Below are 15,585 nucleotides of genomic sequence, written 5' to 3'. Positions count from 1 at the left end.
TGACCCTATGATCGCCGCATGACCTGCTGATTTTTACCTTTTTCGCTTATAAGAAGCCGGAACGCTGAATGGAAATCCTGGATTTTCAGTCACCAGATCAACCTTACTATGCTTAATGTGCATGGTGGTCTGACGGACTTGCTGGTCTTTTTGCGACTTCACATTCAGGTCAATGTGGCTTGTGAAAGGAAAAAGGAAGCTTTTTACCTCTTTAAAATCTGAATAATCAAGCGTAAATGTATTTTGTGTCGGGACTTCTGTTGCTTTTAATCTGGAGAGTTTCAAATTGTTTTCTCCAATGTAATTATCAACTTCCAGCCGCTCAACAATTTGTTTGAGTACATAAAACTCATTTTCCTTCACAAAACGCGCATCCGGCTGCTGCGGAAAGGGTAGGTTACCAATGATTACGGACTGCAAAAGCGCAAAATTGAGGTCAAAATTATATTGCTTGCTAAGCTGCTCGTAATTGAAGACGAAGTAATCCTTATGAATTTTATCCATAAAAACGATGGAATCACGGGTTATAAGCCCCCGGGCTACTTCGAACCCCACACCTGTTACGGAAAGCCAGATAATGCTGTCTTTCTTCATCCGGATGTTAATGTTTGTATTATTAAAATCAGATGATTTGCTCTTAAAATCAACTTTTGACTTGGCTACCAGGTAATCGAATGAAATGGAATTGACCTTTACCGATCCCGACTCGCTTCCAGAAGCGGAATCTGCCGCTGGCACAGCTGCCAATGAATCTGCTGAGTTTGGGGCCGCTATAACCAGGGAATCGCTTGGTGCAGGCTTGTTGTTTTTGGAGAGACGCTGCTTGTGGCAGGCCGACAAACAGATTATCCCGATTGTCACTGCCCACACCGTAATTTTATTGCTCATGTAATGCACCTGTTGCTATTTTTTTGTCAAGAAGTTCGGTCGTCTCTCCCATACTTCTGGCTTTTTTCCATTGCGCAACAGCATTGTCGCGTTCGCCGAGTTTGAAAAGTACGTCTCCATAATGTTCAACAATCGTGCCACTTACGCCGCTTGTATCGACCATTGCTCTTTCCAGAAACTCCTTCGCTTTTTTGTAATCCTTACGGACATATAGCACCCATGCATGCGTATCCAGGTAAGTTGGATTATTCTTATGTTCCTGCACCAGCTTTTCAGACATTTTAAGTGCCAGATCAAGCTTTTCACCGCGCAGCGATAGGTAATAACTGTAATTATTTAAAACGTAATCATTGTTCGGATTGGCCTTTAAGGAAAGCTCATAAGCCGCATCCGACTTCTCGTGATCGCCCAAACCATTGTAAGCATCACCCATCTGAGCGTGGATAACCGGGATCATTTCGGGCTTATCACCGATCAGTTTCAGGCTTTCTTCAAATGCAGAAAGCGCTTCCTTGTAACTTTTCTTTGCCAATTGCGCAGTGCCGTTGGAATACCAGAAGATCCCTTGATTAGGAAAAAGTTCAAGTGCCTTTTCCGAATGTACCAGCATGCTATCTACCTGATTCAGATCACCATCCAGCTGTAAAACTGCGCCCCAAACCTGAAAAACGGAGCCATCGATTCGAGCAGCTTTGGCATACAGATCACGTGCTTCTGCCTTTTTATTCTGGCGCATCAGCAGATCTGCATAGATCACATTGGTGCGGGATTCATTAGGGTGTGTTTCAGATAACTGTTTGGCAAGTGAAATGGCTTCCACAATTTCGGCATCGGTTTTGAGCATGGTCAAATAACCTGTCAGAACGCGAATTTTGGGGTCTGCGTCGAGGTTAGGGTTTGCAAAAACGAGTTTTAACTCCTCGTTACACTTTTGAACATCGCCATTTCTACGGTAAATGTCTGCCAGCAGCACATGCGCCTGCGCCTCATCCGGGTTCACTTTCAATGCTTCTTCAAGAGGAGCCACCGCTTCAACGATCCGCTCGTTAGCGATCAGCATTTCAGCTAATTCCACCAGATAACTTACTTCACCCGGCTCGGCGGCTATGAGTTTTTTGGCTTCCGCGAGCGCTTTTTCAAGATTATTCTGTCTTAGATAAAGCTGTTCTTTCTGGTGCGTGATCTCTTCGGTCACACCCAGCGATTTTTCCAGCACATTATAGGTTTCGATTGCCTTATCGAACTGATCATTAAATACATAAACCGCCGCAAGCTCAACACCATATTGCACATTACCGGGGCTCTTTTCCAGTAACTTCTCGTAAATCACCGCAGCTTCCGAATATTTCCGGCGTTTTGCGTAAAGCTCTGCAAGCTGCTGAGAATAGTAAATGTTCTCCTTGTCGAGGTCGTAGGCTTTTTTAGCAGAAACAATGGCATCGTCAAACTTTTCCAGCTTTACGAGCGCCGTAGCCAGCAAATAATGACTTGCGGGATCGTTTTTACTGCTTTCTACGAGTTTTTGAAAAATAGGAAGTGCGCGATCCGGCTCATCCTTCATGATAAACTTCATTCCTTCCGCAGCAAGCGATTCCTGCTCCAATCGGGCACTCGTTACTTCGGGTTTTTCAGCTTCTTTCTCACGTGCCTTACCACGCCGCTGCGCTTGCGCATCCGGTGCGACAAATACGCTCGCAATGAGGCAGATAAGCAGGGTCCATTTTATATATGCAGTCCTCATATTATTATCTAAACAAAGTCAGATCCGAAGAGGTGACAAGCCATTTACACGTAAAAATCAAAGTTACCAATTTTTGTCTGTATGATTCGTTGGCTCAACAGCCCAAATAAGATTAGTAACGTTCAAAACAAGGTAATCTTATCTGAAAATCAGCAGACTTAAAAAGTTTCGAAAACTTTCCAGGGAATGTAAAGTCATTGCTAATCAACCGCATAGGTTGCTTTTCCCGATCCTGGCGTGCCAGACAAGCTTAATGCATCCGCACGGATATCAATATTTGTCACCGCATCTGTATTAAAATATTCAAATTTAACTTTGCCGTCCTTATTCGTTCTCAACATAGGAGCCCAGAATAGGGTAGAGCGATAGTCCGGCGTTGTGGCCTGCTGTTTGCTAACCTCGTATTTGGGTGCATAGAATTCTTTGGGAACATTAAAACCGGCTATCTTCGAAACCAGTACACCGGGAACAATGTCCTGCGAGTAATCGTAATTCTCGTTGCCTCTTTTGGTCAAAATCGAAATCACCCCGTTGCCGCCGCGGCTTCCGAAAATAGCGGCACCGGGTCCTTTCAAAACATCGATCGATTCCACGTCAAATGTGTTCAGACTCGATATCATGTCCTTGTCCACCGGCATGCCGTCCAATACAAACAATGGCTCTCCACGATTGCCCCGAATGTACACCGAAGCATTTATTCCCGAGCCAACCACCTGAACCCCAGCCACGCGGCCCGCAAGAATGTCCAAAATACTTCGCCCTGCGGATGCCATTTGGTTAGTCACTTTTATAGAAGCGTCTGCGGAGCCGTAAATTTTCCTGGAATCCCGCTGCACTTCTTTTTTGCCCTTAATGGTTACTTCCTGCAATAAGCGTTCCCGGCTTTCCCTGATTTTTCGGGCTATTTCCTGGTCTTGCTCAGCTCTTTTCAGGTATTCCAAAAGCTGTTTTGCATCCACGGTAACAGGATAAAAAGGCGCCTTTACCAATGTTGCCTTAGGCGCAGCAAAAGGGTCGAGGCGAAAGGAGAGGCTGGCATTTCCTTTCTTGTTCATTCCCTGCAAACGGATTTTCAATGAATCCGTAAAAACAAGGTTATAAACTCCAAAGCGACCGTTTGGATCTGTTTCGGCGGTCAGGAATGTGTTCAGGCTATCATTACTGAGATACATCGACAACATTACTTTTTCGCTCAGCTTTTTATTGTTTCGCTTCACTTCCCCTTCTAGTGTAATGCCTTGTTCAACAAAACGTTGCGGCGCAGCAAGCGAGTCGGTCAAAACATCTTCCCACAGAAAACGGCTCCAACCCTGGGTCATCATCAGCATATCCATATGGATCTTTTTTTCCGTTTTGTTCGGATCAAAATAGTAGGACGGCTGTTCAATAAAACCTCTCAGATCGGACGAAAGCAGGAGATACGAAGCAATGGTTTCATCATAGGGCTGTTGCAAAATCTGTCCTGCGTCAGTAACGGCTACGGAAAGGTTTGTTTCAACAGGCTTACCAGCCGAATCTGTCACGGAAATCTCAATTTCAGCTTTTTCCCGAGGCTTATAGGCCGTTTTGCCAGGCGAAATATTGACTTTTAGATTCCTGTTGTGATTAATGAAAACAAGCCTTTCGCTTACCGGCTTATTTTGTTCATCAAACAATGTCAAATGTGTGATGCCATCCGGCAGGCCCGTTGTAGGAAGGTTCAGCATCAGGCCCTTAGATGTAACTTTTCCTTTGGCCACAAAGGCAACAATGCCGCGCGCGTGTCCTACGATGTGGATTAGAGATTCTGATTTTCCTGGTAACACACCGTACACAATTACACGCATTTTCAAAGGACTGGAAAGATTGTCGACCACCATTGTGTAACCGCTTTCCAACACTTTCGGAAAATCAAAACGCGAAACCTGGCCATCCTTCGCTTTTACAAATGCACTATAAACTTCCCCCGACTTCGGCTCAAATGCAAAACGCCCCATTCCGAGATGACTGCTAGTATAAAAAGCGACCGTATCATTGCTTTTGTTTAAAATAAAACCATTTACATCCTGACCTAAACCATTACCAGCCAATGCCTTGAAAGCAACCCGCGTATTGACTCCTGCCACCAGCTGGCCGCCCTCCGGGAAAAATTTTAAATCCAAACCACCAGCCGCAGCAGGCTGCGAAACGCTCTCGGGATCGAACAGATAAAGGTCTTTTTGGAAAAAATAATCTTCTGAAAAATTACGCATCCAGTTCGTATAAGCGCGGATCGTATATGCGCCCTGTCCGATGGAATCGGCGAGCACAATTTCACCGTGCCCAATCCCACCTGAAAGCTGCACCCGCCGCAATGCTACATTTTTGCCGGTGCGGTGTTCTATCAGATCCACATACAGCAGGTTACTAGCGCTATCGGCAAGATGGAGCGAACCTTCCACCAAATAACTCTTAAACCACAACGTGTCGCCCGTCACATAATAGGGTTTGTCCAGGTGCAGATATGCCTTTTCCTGCGGAAACACTGTCCTGTAATTCGATAACCTGGCTGCAATCCGTTGTGTAAAATCATCATCAAGCCATTGAAAACCAGTCAATAGCAACAAAAAAGCGGGAATCAGGCATTTCTTTAAGGTGTTATTTGTCCATGGCATAATTTCAAAACTTAAATGAACTAATGTATTTAACGGTTCAGACGGCTTACCAGCAGGTAAGCCGGATAGCTGATCACAAGAAATAATAATGCATACTGCGTGCTGGCCAGATCCTGAATGACCGCTCCAACCAGGAATGCGATGGATAAAATCAGCATAATAATGGGCAGGATAGGGTAGGCGGGCACTTTCCATGGCCTTGGCAACTCCGGTTCCTTTTTACGCAACGCAAGCAATGAGGCAAATCCGGAAGTGTAGCCGAGCACAAAAAAGAATGTCGCAATGTCGGAAAGCTTTTCGGTGGCGTCTTTGCCGATGAGGATCAGCGTGATGGCAACTGCGGACGTGATCAGCATCGCAACGGCCGGCGTCCCGCCTTTGTTTACCGCCGTTCCTCCCCGGAAAAAGAGCCCGTCACGGCTCATGGAATACAACACACGCGGATTAAACAGCAACTGTGCATTAACAATCCCCAAAATGGATATCATCAAAAATAAAGTAACAATCTTTCCCGAACCTTCACCAAAAATTAACCGGATGGAATCCGCCGCCGCTAGCTTGGACTGTGACAATTCATTCATGGGCAGGACATGCAAAATCGCCATGTTACAAAGCAGATAAATGATAATGATCAGCAAGACGCCGCCAATCATGGAACGCGGCAAATTTTTCGTCGGGTCGCGGTCTTCCTCTGAAAAGTATGCAGCGGTGTGCCAGCCGTCATATGTGTAAAAAATCGCTTGTAAGGAAAAAATGACAGGCGCAATCCAGCTGCCTGTTTCAACGATCTTGCTTGTCGTCAGCTGCGCCTGCTCGGCCGTAACTTCGTCGCCATAGATAAAGCATACTGCCACAAAAATGAACAATCCGAGCCCTTTGAGCACACTCATAATATTTTGGAAACTGCTCGCCAATGCCAGCCCGATCCAATGTATGCCGGTCAGGATCAGGAGCATACCAGCCGCTACATAAGGTTCAAAGCCTACGAATGCGGGAATGAGCAATGCGAGATATTCGCTCATGGTGTAAACGCCGAAGCCTAATGCCGAACACGTTCCTAACCAGCTATTTATCCCGACAACGAAGCCTGCGTAGTTGCCAAAAGCTCGCTGCGCATAAATGTACCATGCGCCGGCTTTAGGCATAGAAGTGCCCAGCTCGATCGTGCACAATGTTCCCAGAAAAGCATATAAACTCACTGCGGCCCACAGTCCCATAATGAGCCAGTAATCGCCCAGTTGCTCGGCAATAGGACCCGGCTTTCTGAGAATTCCCGTCCCTATGGTGCCGCCAACGGTGACTGCAACGCCAAAACCGACGCCAAGGATTTTGAAAAGTTCATTTTTGGCTGCCGGTTGCTGCATAGGAGAGTGAAGTTATGTTTTCGAAAATAGGAAAACTTTTTCTTTTTGTAACTCCCTATATTCTTATTGATTTCACTGTGAAAACCTGCATCTGCTCCGCTTATGGTTCAGCCGAGTTTGAAGCGTTGTCTAATAACGCAATTTGTTAGTGGTTGACTTTTAATTTAAACACTATAAACACAAAAAAGCAGATGCCGCTCACGCAGCATCTGCTTTTTTCATTCCAATATATTCTTACAGAACAGCCTCGGCGAGGACAAGCACTTGATTGTTAAGCACTTCTACGACGCCGCCGTCGATCAGATAGGATTGCTTTACGCCACCGGCTTCTACAACCACATCACCTTTGCCCAGCGTGCTAACCAATGGTGCGTGACGGTTTAAAACCTGAAACTGTCCTTCAGTACCCGGTAATGTAACGGCATTTGCCTCTCCGGCAAACACTTTTTTATCTGGGGTGATGATTTCTAAATGCATGAATTCAATGTTTATGATGCACTACAACTTATCGCGTTGCTTCTGCAAGCATTTTTTCTCCTTTTGCCTGCGCATCTTCGATGGTTCCAACCAGGTTGAAAGCCATTTCAGGAAGGTGGTCATAGCTGCCGTCCATGATCAGGTTGAAACCTTTGATCGTGTCGTTAATGTCAACCAATGTTCCTTTCAAACCTGTGAACTGCTCTGCAACAAAGAACGGCTGCGACAAGAAACGCTCAACACGACGGGCGCGTGAAACGACAAGCTTATCTTCGTCAGAAAGTTCTTCCATACCAAGGATCGCAATGATATCCTGCAATTCTTTGTAACGCTGAAGAATGTTCTTAACGCGCTGTGCGCAATCGTAATGGGCTGCACCCAATGTTTCTGCATTCAAGATCCTTGAAGCTGAATCGAGTGGATCCACCGCTGGGTAAATTCCTTTTTCAGAAACTTTACGGCTTAGTACTGTCGTTGCGTCCAAGTGAGCAAATGTTGTCGCAGGAGCTGGGTCAGTCAAGTCATCCGCAGGCACGTAAACAGCTTGTACAGAAGTGATTGAACCGCGTTTTGTAGAGGTGATGCGTTCCTGCATCTGTCCCATTTCCGTTGCCAATGTTGGCTGATAACCCACCGCAGAAGGCATACGTCCCAAAAGTGCAGACACCTCAGAACCAGCTTGTGTAAAGCGGAAAATGTTATCAATAAAGAAAAGAATATCACGACCCTGACCTTCGCCATCTCCATCACGGAAATACTCAGCCATTGTCAATCCTGAAAGTGCCACACGTGCACGTGCGCCAGGAGGTTCGTTCATTTGTCCGAAAACGAAAGTTGCCTGTGAGTCTTTCAATGTGTTATAATCCACTTTTGAAATGTCCCAGCCGCCTTCTTCCATGCTGTGCTTGAATTCGTCGCCGTATTTAATGATACCAGCTTCGATCATTTCACGCATCAGGTCATTTCCCTCACGGGTACGCTCTCCAACACCTGCGAACACCGAAAGACCGGCATAAGCTTTCGCAATGTTGTTGATCAATTCCTGGATCAAAACGGTTTTGCCAACACCGGCACCACCGAAAAGACCAATTTTACCTCCTTTTACATAAGGCGCAAGCAAATCAATCACTTTAATCCCCGTGAAAAGGATTTCGGTAGACGTTGCAAGATCTTCAAATTTAGGAGCCGAGCGGTGAATGGAGATACCATTCGAATTGTCAAGCGGTGTAAGTCCGTCGATTGCTTCACCGATCACGTTGAACAGACGACCTTTGATTCCTTCGCCGATCGGCATTCTGATCGGAGATCCCAGTGGTGTCACCGTCATGCCGCGTTGCATCCCTTCGGTACTATCCATCGCGATGGTGCGGATCCGGTCTTCACCCAAGTGCTGTTGACACTCAAGAACTACTCGCTGACCATTTGATTTGATGACTTCTAACGCATCAAGGATCGACGGAATACTTCCGCTTTCCTCAAATGATACGTCTACAACCGGGCCAATTACCTGCGTAATTTTTCCTATGTTTGTCGCGTTTGCCATTATATAATTTTGATTATCTCCAATGAGGTTTTTTTCAGACCGCAAAAGTAGGAGATAATTTGGTCAGTACCAAGAGTGGAATTATTGATTTATTGGATATTTTTTAGAAAATCAGTCCGTTTTAGCAAAATCTTTTAGTTAAAATTCCGTGAAACGGTTCAAATAAAATATATGAAGGAGTTTTTTTTCTGGAAGGTTTGGTCGCCGTCGGAGCGGAGGATGACGGTGGGGGCTTTCCTGGTTTTGGTTTTGGCGCTTGTGTTTTTTGCGGTTAAGAGCATTGATCCGCTGGGGAATGTGATCCGGTGGAATGTGGTGAGCGAGCTTTCCGAGACGACTGCGGTTGTGGATGTGCTGCAGATCGGGGAGTGGCAATATGGGATCTCGACGCCTTCGCATTTGGTGACGGAGAGCTTCATGGCTTCGATTATGGAAACGGATTTTTTGTCTGTTGCGCTGTTTTGGATTTTTTCTTTGATTGGATTAACAATTCTCCTGGCTGCTCTGACGACCATGTCGCGGTTTTGGTATCTGGCCGGCACCATTGTATTTATCCTGTTTCTGGCATTTTCAAGACTGGAAACATTAGGCGCGTTCGGGGATGCCAACCGGGCGCTTTTTATGATCGCTGTAATCTTATATGGCGGCGTAACCTACTATTTCCATGCATTTAGGCCGGATTTTGGCATTGGAAGGCGGATTTTAGGTGTGGGAGTGGTGACTGTTCTTCTTACAGTTCTTATTGTTTTTTTAGCTAAAACACCATTTCCCGCTTTAACTGCAGCTTCTTACTCATTTCCTTTCTGGCTGCTCATTACCATTCTCTTTTTGCTTGTTTCTGCCACTGAAATCATTGCGGGATTAGTGTGGCTCAGCACGAGCGGTTCTGTTTCAAAAGGAAAATCCGGGTTGGTTAACTTCCTAGTGATCAGCATTCTGTATCTGACATTGCTGCTTTTGCTATATCTGCGAAATACGAAACAAATTGATTGGGATGTGACATTAATCCGCCCGGCGTTTCTGGCATTGGCTTCCGGGATTCTGGGAATTTGGGGTTTCCGGCGTCGCGCCGATTCTACGGATGGCATTATTCCGTTCCGCAGCACGGGTTTCTGGCTTTATATAGGCATGTTTATCATTGCGGTTTCGTTTGCAGGCTACATGTCGGCGACGGCTAATGATCCGGTTTTAGAGACATTGGAAGATGTAGTTGTGCAGGGTCAGCTTGCAATGAGCGTGCTCTTTTTGTTTTATGTGCTGATCAATTTTTATCCCCTTTTTCAGCAAAAACTGGCCGTCTACAAAGTGCTTTACAAGCCAATGCGATTTGGGCTCACTCAAACGCGTTTGTTTGGTTTCACGATCCTGATCGTTCTGTTTTCTATTCAAAGATTGCTGCCGGTTAACCAGGCAATTGCAGGTTATTTCAATGGATTAGGCGATTTGCATGCCAAAACGGAGGAGTTTACACTTTCTGAGCAATATTATAAGCTCGCAGTTCAGCAGGAATTCCAAAACCATAAATCCAATTACGCCTTGGCCTCCCTTGCATTGCGGCAGGGCGACCGGAATGCGGCGGCTTTTTATTTCAGACAGTCATTGCTCAAAAATCCTTCACCCCAGGCTTATTCGGGGTTAACGGGCATTCTGGTGCAGGAAAATTTGTTTTTTGATGCGGTTTATAGTTTGCAGGAAGGCATCAGGACATTTCCAAAAAGCGGTGAGCTGCTGAATAACCTGGGTATGCTTTATTATAAAACCAATGTTGCTGATTCAGCTTACTATTATCTTGCAAAAGCAGAGGAAACGACTAAACGAGCTGAGATTCCGGCAACCAATCTGCTCGCTATTCTTGCAAAAAACACAGATTCCGGCTTGCTGGATTCCCTTGCCTCGGCGAGTGAAAAGCGCGATTATCTTTCGTGGCAGGCAAACTGGCTCGCTGTGCAGAATCTGAGGCAAAATTTTTCAAAGGAAACATTCAACAAAAATGCAGTTCCGGCGGATTCGTTGCTGAGCGTTTCATCTTTTGCTTATTTATTGAATTACGCGGTGAATCAGGCAAAGCAGGACCGTATGCCCGCCAGATTGTTGCCTGACCTGGCAGCGAAAAACCCTGTTCTGTCCCAGGATTTAAGCCTTGCCGCTTTGTATTCCCAATTTTATAGCGGCGACAAACTCAAAGCATTGGAGACATTAACAGGCTGGGCAGACGAAGACGGCGAACAAAGCGATTTATATCATAAGATCTTAGGACACTGGCTTTTACAGCTCGGCCTTTACGACAAGGCAATTGAAACATTATCCGTAGTTGAAGGCGTTGAAGGGACCATTGGCATGGCTGTTGCGAACGCCTTGTCAGACAAAAAAGAGGTTGCCGTAATTCTTTTGGATAAAATTCAGGACAAAGAACAAAGTGCTGCGATTGAAAAATTGAAACAAACATTGTTATCGGGTGTTAAGCCAAAATCGCTTTCGGATTCATTGTTTCAAGTTGCCCAAAAATCGCCTTCGGACAAGAATTTTAATAATGCGGTGCAGGTCAATCCTTTTGACGAACGCGTTGTTTCATCGGCTTCGGCACATTACCGCCAGAAAAAGCAGACTGCAAAAGCTTACAAACTGGTGCTGGATGCATTGCGATATAATGAATATGCGCCACAACTTTGGGAGCAATATGCGTATTTAAGTCTGGAACAGGGTTTGATAGGCCAGGGCAATGAGGGTGAGGAAAAAGTGAGGCAATATGCATTGCCCGCCGATTATCAGCAATTTATGACTCGCTATCAGCCTATGCGGGCACTTATCGAAAAACAACGGGCGGAATTTCAGTGATTTAATATTTTAGGGAAATCATTATACTTCATCAACATGTCTTTATCCTGGAAATCCAACATCAGCGGAACCGAATGCCGGATCTTTCGAGGCAAGCTGATTGTGGGGTTATTAAAGACAAATTTCTGGAAAAGCACTGGCTACGGTGAATTAAATGGCTATTTGCTCAGATTCAAAAACGAAGGCTTCCTCAACACAGTCACCAAAATTCTGGATATAGACGGTGCGGAGGTGCTTGGCGAGATCAAATACAATCTTTGGAACGGTTCCGCCACGATTACCTACGAGGATGAGCTGTATAACTGGAAATATGAGTCCTGGACCAGAAGAAAATGGATTGTAAAAACTGCCGAGGATGCTACGGAATTTACATTAACCAGCTTCTGGAAAGATGAAGGCACTGTTGATAATGAGTCGGTTTCGCCAGCCGTAATTCTCGCCGCTTTGTATGTGAGCAGCCATTTGCGGACCATCATGTCCGCGGCTTAAATTCAAATATTTATCCCAATTCTGAAAAACCATCACATGAGAATCATTGAGACCACTGAAATTTCGAAACGTTATGTGATGGGGAGTGAGGTGATCCAGGCTTTAAAATCGGTCACGATTTCTGTTAATAAGGGGGAATATGTGGCTTTTATGGGGCCTTCCGGTTCGGGAAAATCCACATTAATGAACATTATCGGCTGCCTGGACACGCCTACGACAGGTCGTTACATCCTTAATAACAAAGATGTAAGTGACATGACGGAAAGTGAACTGGCTGAAATCCGTAACAAAGAAATCGGGTTCGTTTTTCAGACATTTAACCTTTTGCCTAGGATGTCCTCGCTCGATAATGTTGCTTTGCCTCTCATTTATGCAGGATTAAGTAAATCAGATCGGACAGAAAAAGCAATGTTATCGCTTAAAAATGTAGGCCTTGAAAACCGTGCAGGGCACAAGCCGAACGAACTTTCAGGTGGACAGCGTCAGCGTGTTGCGATTGCACGGGCGCTTGTGAATGATCCCAGCATCCTGCTAGCCGATGAGCCTACGGGAAATTTGGACTCCAAAACATCCTACGAAATCATGGATCTTTTCGACCAGTTATACAGCAAAGGCAACACGATCGTAATGGTTACTCACGAAGAGGACATCGCCCATTACGCCCACCGCATCGTCCGCCTCCGCGACGGCCTCGTCGAATCCGACACCATCAACCCCAACCCAACGAAGGTTAGCGCTTTGGTTTAGATCGATTTTCGGCTTATATTAAATTCAATATTAATTACCTTTGTATTAGAAACGCTCGCAAATTGAGCCAATCCGGAAGAATTACCGTTCGTGGTCGTTTTTCCGGATTATTTTTATTTGAAGATTTATGAAGATCAATTTTAAGGACCTGATATTGTTTGAAGACGAGGACTTTTTACTCGTTAATAAGCCGCCGCATCTGGCGACATTGGATGAAAGGACGGCAGATAGGGGAGGAAGCGTGCTGCGGTTGGCCAAAGAATATAACTCCGAGCTGCAAGCGGCGCACAGGCTGGATAAAGAAACTTCCGGCGTGCTCGCTTTTGCCAAGAATCCCGCTGCTTACCGGCATTTAGCCATGCAATTCGAGCATAGGGAAGTAACGAAACGCTATCATGCTGTTGCAACCGGCATTCACAACCTCGACAGCATTTCCGTGTTCTTACCCATTTTACCACTAAAAAATGGAACAGCTGTTAAGATAGACCGGGCCGAGGGTAAAGTTGCGGAAACTATTTTTAATACATTAAAAGTTTATCGCGGATACACATTGGTGGAATGCATCCCCATCACCGGGCGCATGCACCAGATCCGAATTCACCTTTCGTGCCTGAAAGCGCCCATCGTCTGTGACCCGCAATATGGTGGTGAACCTATTTTTCTTTCGAGTTTGAAAAGAAAATTCAATCTGAAAAAAGAAACAGAGGAACAGCCTCTCATTCAGCGCGTTGCGCTACATGCCTTTGCATTGTCGTTTACGTTGATGAATGGAGAGCCGATCCGGGTGGAAGCGCCGTATCCCAAAGATTTTGAGGTACTTGTAAAGCAGCTCAATAAATTTGGCGTATAGTTAGCATAGTTTTTTAAGGGTTGTCTGGAAAGATTGTGTAGCTTACAATCCATTTCAACCTAATATTAAAATCATGCATTTACACACATTTATCAAACCAAGCCTGGTCTTAGGCGTTGTTTTAAGTCTTATTATTTCAAGCTCATCCTGGGCGCAAAGTTCAAAAAATGACGTTATCGTCAAGCGCGACAGTTCGAAGATCCAGGCGCTGATTACCCAAATGAGTTATGAAAAGATCAACTATCGCGATCTCGGAACGGCTGATAGTGCAAAAAGTTACATTTACCTCGATCATGTTGCACGGGTAATTCTCAAAACCGGTAAGATCATCAACGTCAGAGATTCTGTGCTGGTTGGCCATATCCCGCCGGATAGCGTTGGACAATACGCCGATATGGCGAATCTACCCACAGATAAGTTCGAAAGAAGTGTTGTGATGGCGAATTCAGATCAGCTCAGGGACAAATATCGCTATCATCATGACAGATCGATGGATGGAAAGACGGGCGCCATTGTATTTACGTCTTTTGCTGCTGCTTCCCTGGTTTCAGGTGTAATTATAGCGGGTTCAGGTAACAGTCCTGACAATAAAACTATCGGAAATTCACTGGCCATTGCTGGTCCGGTAGTGGGTGTAGGGCTCGGCCTTATCGGCTTTCGAAATTATAAATTCCATCGTAAGAAGGCGGAGAAGGTTAAAACAGAATTGCTACGCAGAAATCAGTCGTTGAGCATTTTAACAATCAGTCCTAATCTGGACCCGTTCAATAAGTCAGGCCAATTATCATTGAGGTTATCGTTTTAATACCTTTTATTTAGTAACATTAATGGTTACTAAATGTCGTATTATAACATCCTTCCTGAATGAAAATCACAATGCTCCGGAAGAAGATCAGATCGGTCTTCTTTCTGTTTTTGGTATTAGCCGCCTATTTCGCTCATGCCCAAACGCCCCGCAAAGCCGACCTTATCACCCTCCGCAATGCCACGAAACTCGAAGTCCTCATACAGGAAGTCGATGATAATGTTGTGAAGTATAAGAAATTAACGGATCCCGAGGGCCCTCTTTTTTCAGTTAGGAAGAGTGAAATCGCATCCATCCATTATGGTAATGGTGAGGTTGAGACATTCGAAGCAGTGCTGGAAGTGCCCGGTTATTATGCTCCGGCAGCGCCAAAAGCATCTGCGCCGGTAGCATCATCGTCCACAGCAGTTTCTCCAAAAGCAAGGTTTCAGGAAGAACTGCGAACCGCGACGCCGGATAGGCTTAGAGCTATATACAAGTATTATAAGACCAAATCAAAGAATGGAATGATCCTGGGTATCGCAGGAACTTCCGCAGGCGTAATTTTAGCGGCAATAGGAACCGGCATTGTGGTAAGCGCAACAGACGCAAATGGAAATTACAAAAGTTACCAGGACGAAAAAAGAGCAATGAGAGGCGCTTGGATGATGATTGGCGGCTTTGCTGGTGGTGTTACATTTGGCACTGTGGGTTTTGTAAAAGGCGGCAAAAATGGCTCCAAAGCGACCAGGGTCAGAAGGGAACTAACCAGAAGAAACGAACCGATAACATTTCAAATCAGCCCGGCATTCAATCCTGTAAATGGATTTGCTCATCTAACATTAAACATGAAGTTTTGAGGTTTGCCAGGTAACCACATAAAAAATGAGGCTGTCTCAAAAGAGGCAGTCTTTTTTCGTTTTTATCGGTTGTAAAGTTTTTCTGAATTGATTATCTTTAGGTATAAGCAATTCAGAAAAAAATGGGTCGCCGCCAGCCTAATTTTAAGCCCTATCACCAGCAGCAGTTGATGCTGCTCCCTCCCAGTCTAGAAGAATTGATCCCCAAGGGGCATGTTGTGCGTGTGGTAGACGATGTGATCAATAAGATTAATTTAGAGCCGCTCAATGCTGCCTACTACCTCACCGGTCCTGCAAGTTATCATCCCCAAATGCTCTTAAAAGTGCTCGTATTTGGCTATATGAGCAACATCTATTCTAGCAGGAAGCTGGAA

The 15,585-nt window shown here is 45.2% G+C and carries 13 protein-coding genes; 7 read left to right on the top strand and 6 right to left on the bottom strand.

All coding sequences use genetic code 11. The annotated features are described in order from the left end of the window. Positions 1-33: 33 nt before the first annotated feature. From lolB1 to atpD, 6 genes are all read right to left on the bottom strand, one after another. A complete protein-coding gene (gene lolB1 / locus G395_RS0125270) occupies positions 34-888 on the bottom strand; it encodes a lipoprotein insertase outer membrane protein LolB1 (protein ID WP_026632593.1) in 855 nt (284 codons plus the stop codon). Next, on the bottom strand, positions 878-2,629 hold the full coding sequence (locus G395_RS0125265) for a tetratricopeptide repeat protein (protein ID WP_026632592.1): 1,752 nt from the start codon (positions 2,627-2,629) through the stop codon (positions 878-880). The genes lolB1 and G395_RS0125265 overlap by 11 nt, the downstream gene beginning before the upstream one ends. A 200-nt stretch (positions 2,630-2,829) precedes the next feature. Continuing rightward, positions 2,830-5,262 carry a TonB-dependent receptor plug domain-containing protein gene (locus G395_RS0125260; protein ID WP_051350400.1) on the bottom strand — a complete coding sequence of 811 codons (2,433 nt, stop codon included), beginning with the start codon at positions 5,260-5,262 and terminating at the stop codon, positions 2,830-2,832. A gap of 29 nt (positions 5,263-5,291) precedes the next feature. Further along, on the bottom strand, positions 5,292-6,626 hold the full coding sequence (locus tag G395_RS0125255) for an APC family permease (RefSeq protein WP_026632590.1): 1,335 nt from the start codon (positions 6,624-6,626) through the stop codon (positions 5,292-5,294). A gap of 234 nt (positions 6,627-6,860) precedes the next feature. Then, positions 6,861-7,103 (bottom strand): ATP synthase F1 subunit epsilon, encoded by a 243-nt coding sequence (gene atpC / locus G395_RS0125250; RefSeq protein ID WP_026632589.1) that lies wholly within the window; start codon positions 7,101-7,103, stop codon positions 6,861-6,863. Positions 7,104-7,131: 28 nt separating this feature from the next. Continuing rightward, the gene (gene atpD / locus G395_RS0125245; RefSeq protein WP_026632588.1) at positions 7,132-8,646 is read right to left on the bottom strand and encodes a F0F1 ATP synthase subunit beta; all 1,515 of its coding nucleotides are present in this window, start codon (positions 8,644-8,646) and stop codon (positions 7,132-7,134) included. Positions 8,647-8,817: 171 nt separating this feature from the next. Here atpD and G395_RS0125240 point away from each other — a divergent pair, with 171 nt between their 5' ends. The 7 genes from G395_RS0125240 to G395_RS30420 all read left to right on the top strand — a co-directional run. Next, the gene (locus tag G395_RS0125240; RefSeq protein WP_026632587.1) at positions 8,818-11,481 is read left to right on the top strand and encodes a tetratricopeptide repeat protein; all 2,664 of its coding nucleotides are present in this window, start codon (positions 8,818-8,820) and stop codon (positions 11,479-11,481) included. Positions 11,482-11,517: 36 nt separating this feature from the next. Beyond that, positions 11,518-11,970 carry a hypothetical protein gene (locus tag G395_RS0125235; protein WP_035362039.1) on the top strand — a complete coding sequence of 151 codons (453 nt, stop codon included), beginning with the start codon at positions 11,518-11,520 and terminating at the stop codon, positions 11,968-11,970. Between the two features lie 36 nt (positions 11,971-12,006). Continuing rightward, positions 12,007-12,717 carry an ABC transporter ATP-binding protein gene (locus G395_RS0125230; RefSeq protein WP_026632585.1) on the top strand — a complete coding sequence of 237 codons (711 nt, stop codon included), beginning with the start codon at positions 12,007-12,009 and terminating at the stop codon, positions 12,715-12,717. A gap of 127 nt (positions 12,718-12,844) precedes the next feature. Then, positions 12,845-13,567, top strand: coding sequence for an RluA family pseudouridine synthase (locus G395_RS0125225; RefSeq protein ID WP_026632584.1), 723 nt, complete (start codon positions 12,845-12,847; stop codon positions 13,565-13,567). A 73-nt stretch (positions 13,568-13,640) separates the two neighbouring features. Continuing rightward, positions 13,641-14,372, top strand: a complete 732-nt coding sequence (locus G395_RS0125220) for a hypothetical protein (protein WP_026632583.1) — start codon at positions 13,641-13,643, stop codon at positions 14,370-14,372. Positions 14,373-14,431: 59 nt separating this feature from the next. Then, positions 14,432-15,211 carry a hypothetical protein gene (locus tag G395_RS0125215; RefSeq protein WP_026632582.1) on the top strand — a complete coding sequence of 260 codons (780 nt, stop codon included), beginning with the start codon at positions 14,432-14,434 and terminating at the stop codon, positions 15,209-15,211. A gap of 122 nt (positions 15,212-15,333) precedes the next feature. Then, the coding region (locus G395_RS30420) for a transposase (RefSeq protein ID WP_035362037.1) at positions 15,334-15,585 on the top strand (252 nt) is incomplete at its 3' end.

The sequence above is a fragment of the Dyadobacter alkalitolerans DSM 23607 genome (genome assembly GCF_000428845.1).
In the GTDB taxonomy this organism is placed as follows: domain Bacteria; phylum Bacteroidota; class Bacteroidia; order Cytophagales; family Spirosomataceae; genus Dyadobacter; species Dyadobacter alkalitolerans.
Note: the sequence above shows the minus strand (reverse complement) of the source record. Positions and strands in the feature narration are given on the sequence as shown.

Excerpts from the sequence above, each read along its gene's own strand:
- lolB1 (WP_026632593.1), bottom strand. The coding sequence starts at position 888 with ATGAGCAATAAAATTACGGTGTGGGCAGTGACAATCGGGATAATCTGT.
- G395_RS0125265 (WP_026632592.1), bottom strand. The coding sequence starts at position 2,629 with ATGAGGACTGCATATATAAAATGGACCCTGCTTATCTGCCTCATTGCG.
- G395_RS0125260 (WP_051350400.1), bottom strand. The coding sequence starts at position 5,262 with ATGCCATGGACAAATAACACCTTAAAGAAATGCCTGATTCCCGCTTTT.
- G395_RS0125255 (WP_026632590.1), bottom strand. The coding sequence starts at position 6,626 with ATGCAGCAACCGGCAGCCAAAAATGAACTTTTCAAAATCCTTGGCGTC.
- atpC (WP_026632589.1), bottom strand. The coding sequence starts at position 7,103 with ATGCATTTAGAAATCATCACCCCAGATAAAAAAGTGTTTGCCGGAGAG.
- atpD (WP_026632588.1), bottom strand. The coding sequence starts at position 8,646 with ATGGCAAACGCGACAAACATAGGAAAAATTACGCAGGTAATTGGCCCG.
- G395_RS0125240 (WP_026632587.1), top strand. The coding sequence starts at position 8,818 with ATGAAGGAGTTTTTTTTCTGGAAGGTTTGGTCGCCGTCGGAGCGGAGG.
- G395_RS0125235 (WP_035362039.1), top strand. The coding sequence starts at position 11,518 with ATGTCTTTATCCTGGAAATCCAACATCAGCGGAACCGAATGCCGGATC.
- G395_RS0125230 (WP_026632585.1), top strand. The coding sequence starts at position 12,007 with ATGAGAATCATTGAGACCACTGAAATTTCGAAACGTTATGTGATGGGG.
- G395_RS0125225 (WP_026632584.1), top strand. The coding sequence starts at position 12,845 with ATGAAGATCAATTTTAAGGACCTGATATTGTTTGAAGACGAGGACTTT.
- G395_RS0125220 (WP_026632583.1), top strand. The coding sequence starts at position 13,641 with ATGCATTTACACACATTTATCAAACCAAGCCTGGTCTTAGGCGTTGTT.
- G395_RS0125215 (WP_026632582.1), top strand. The coding sequence starts at position 14,432 with ATGAAAATCACAATGCTCCGGAAGAAGATCAGATCGGTCTTCTTTCTG.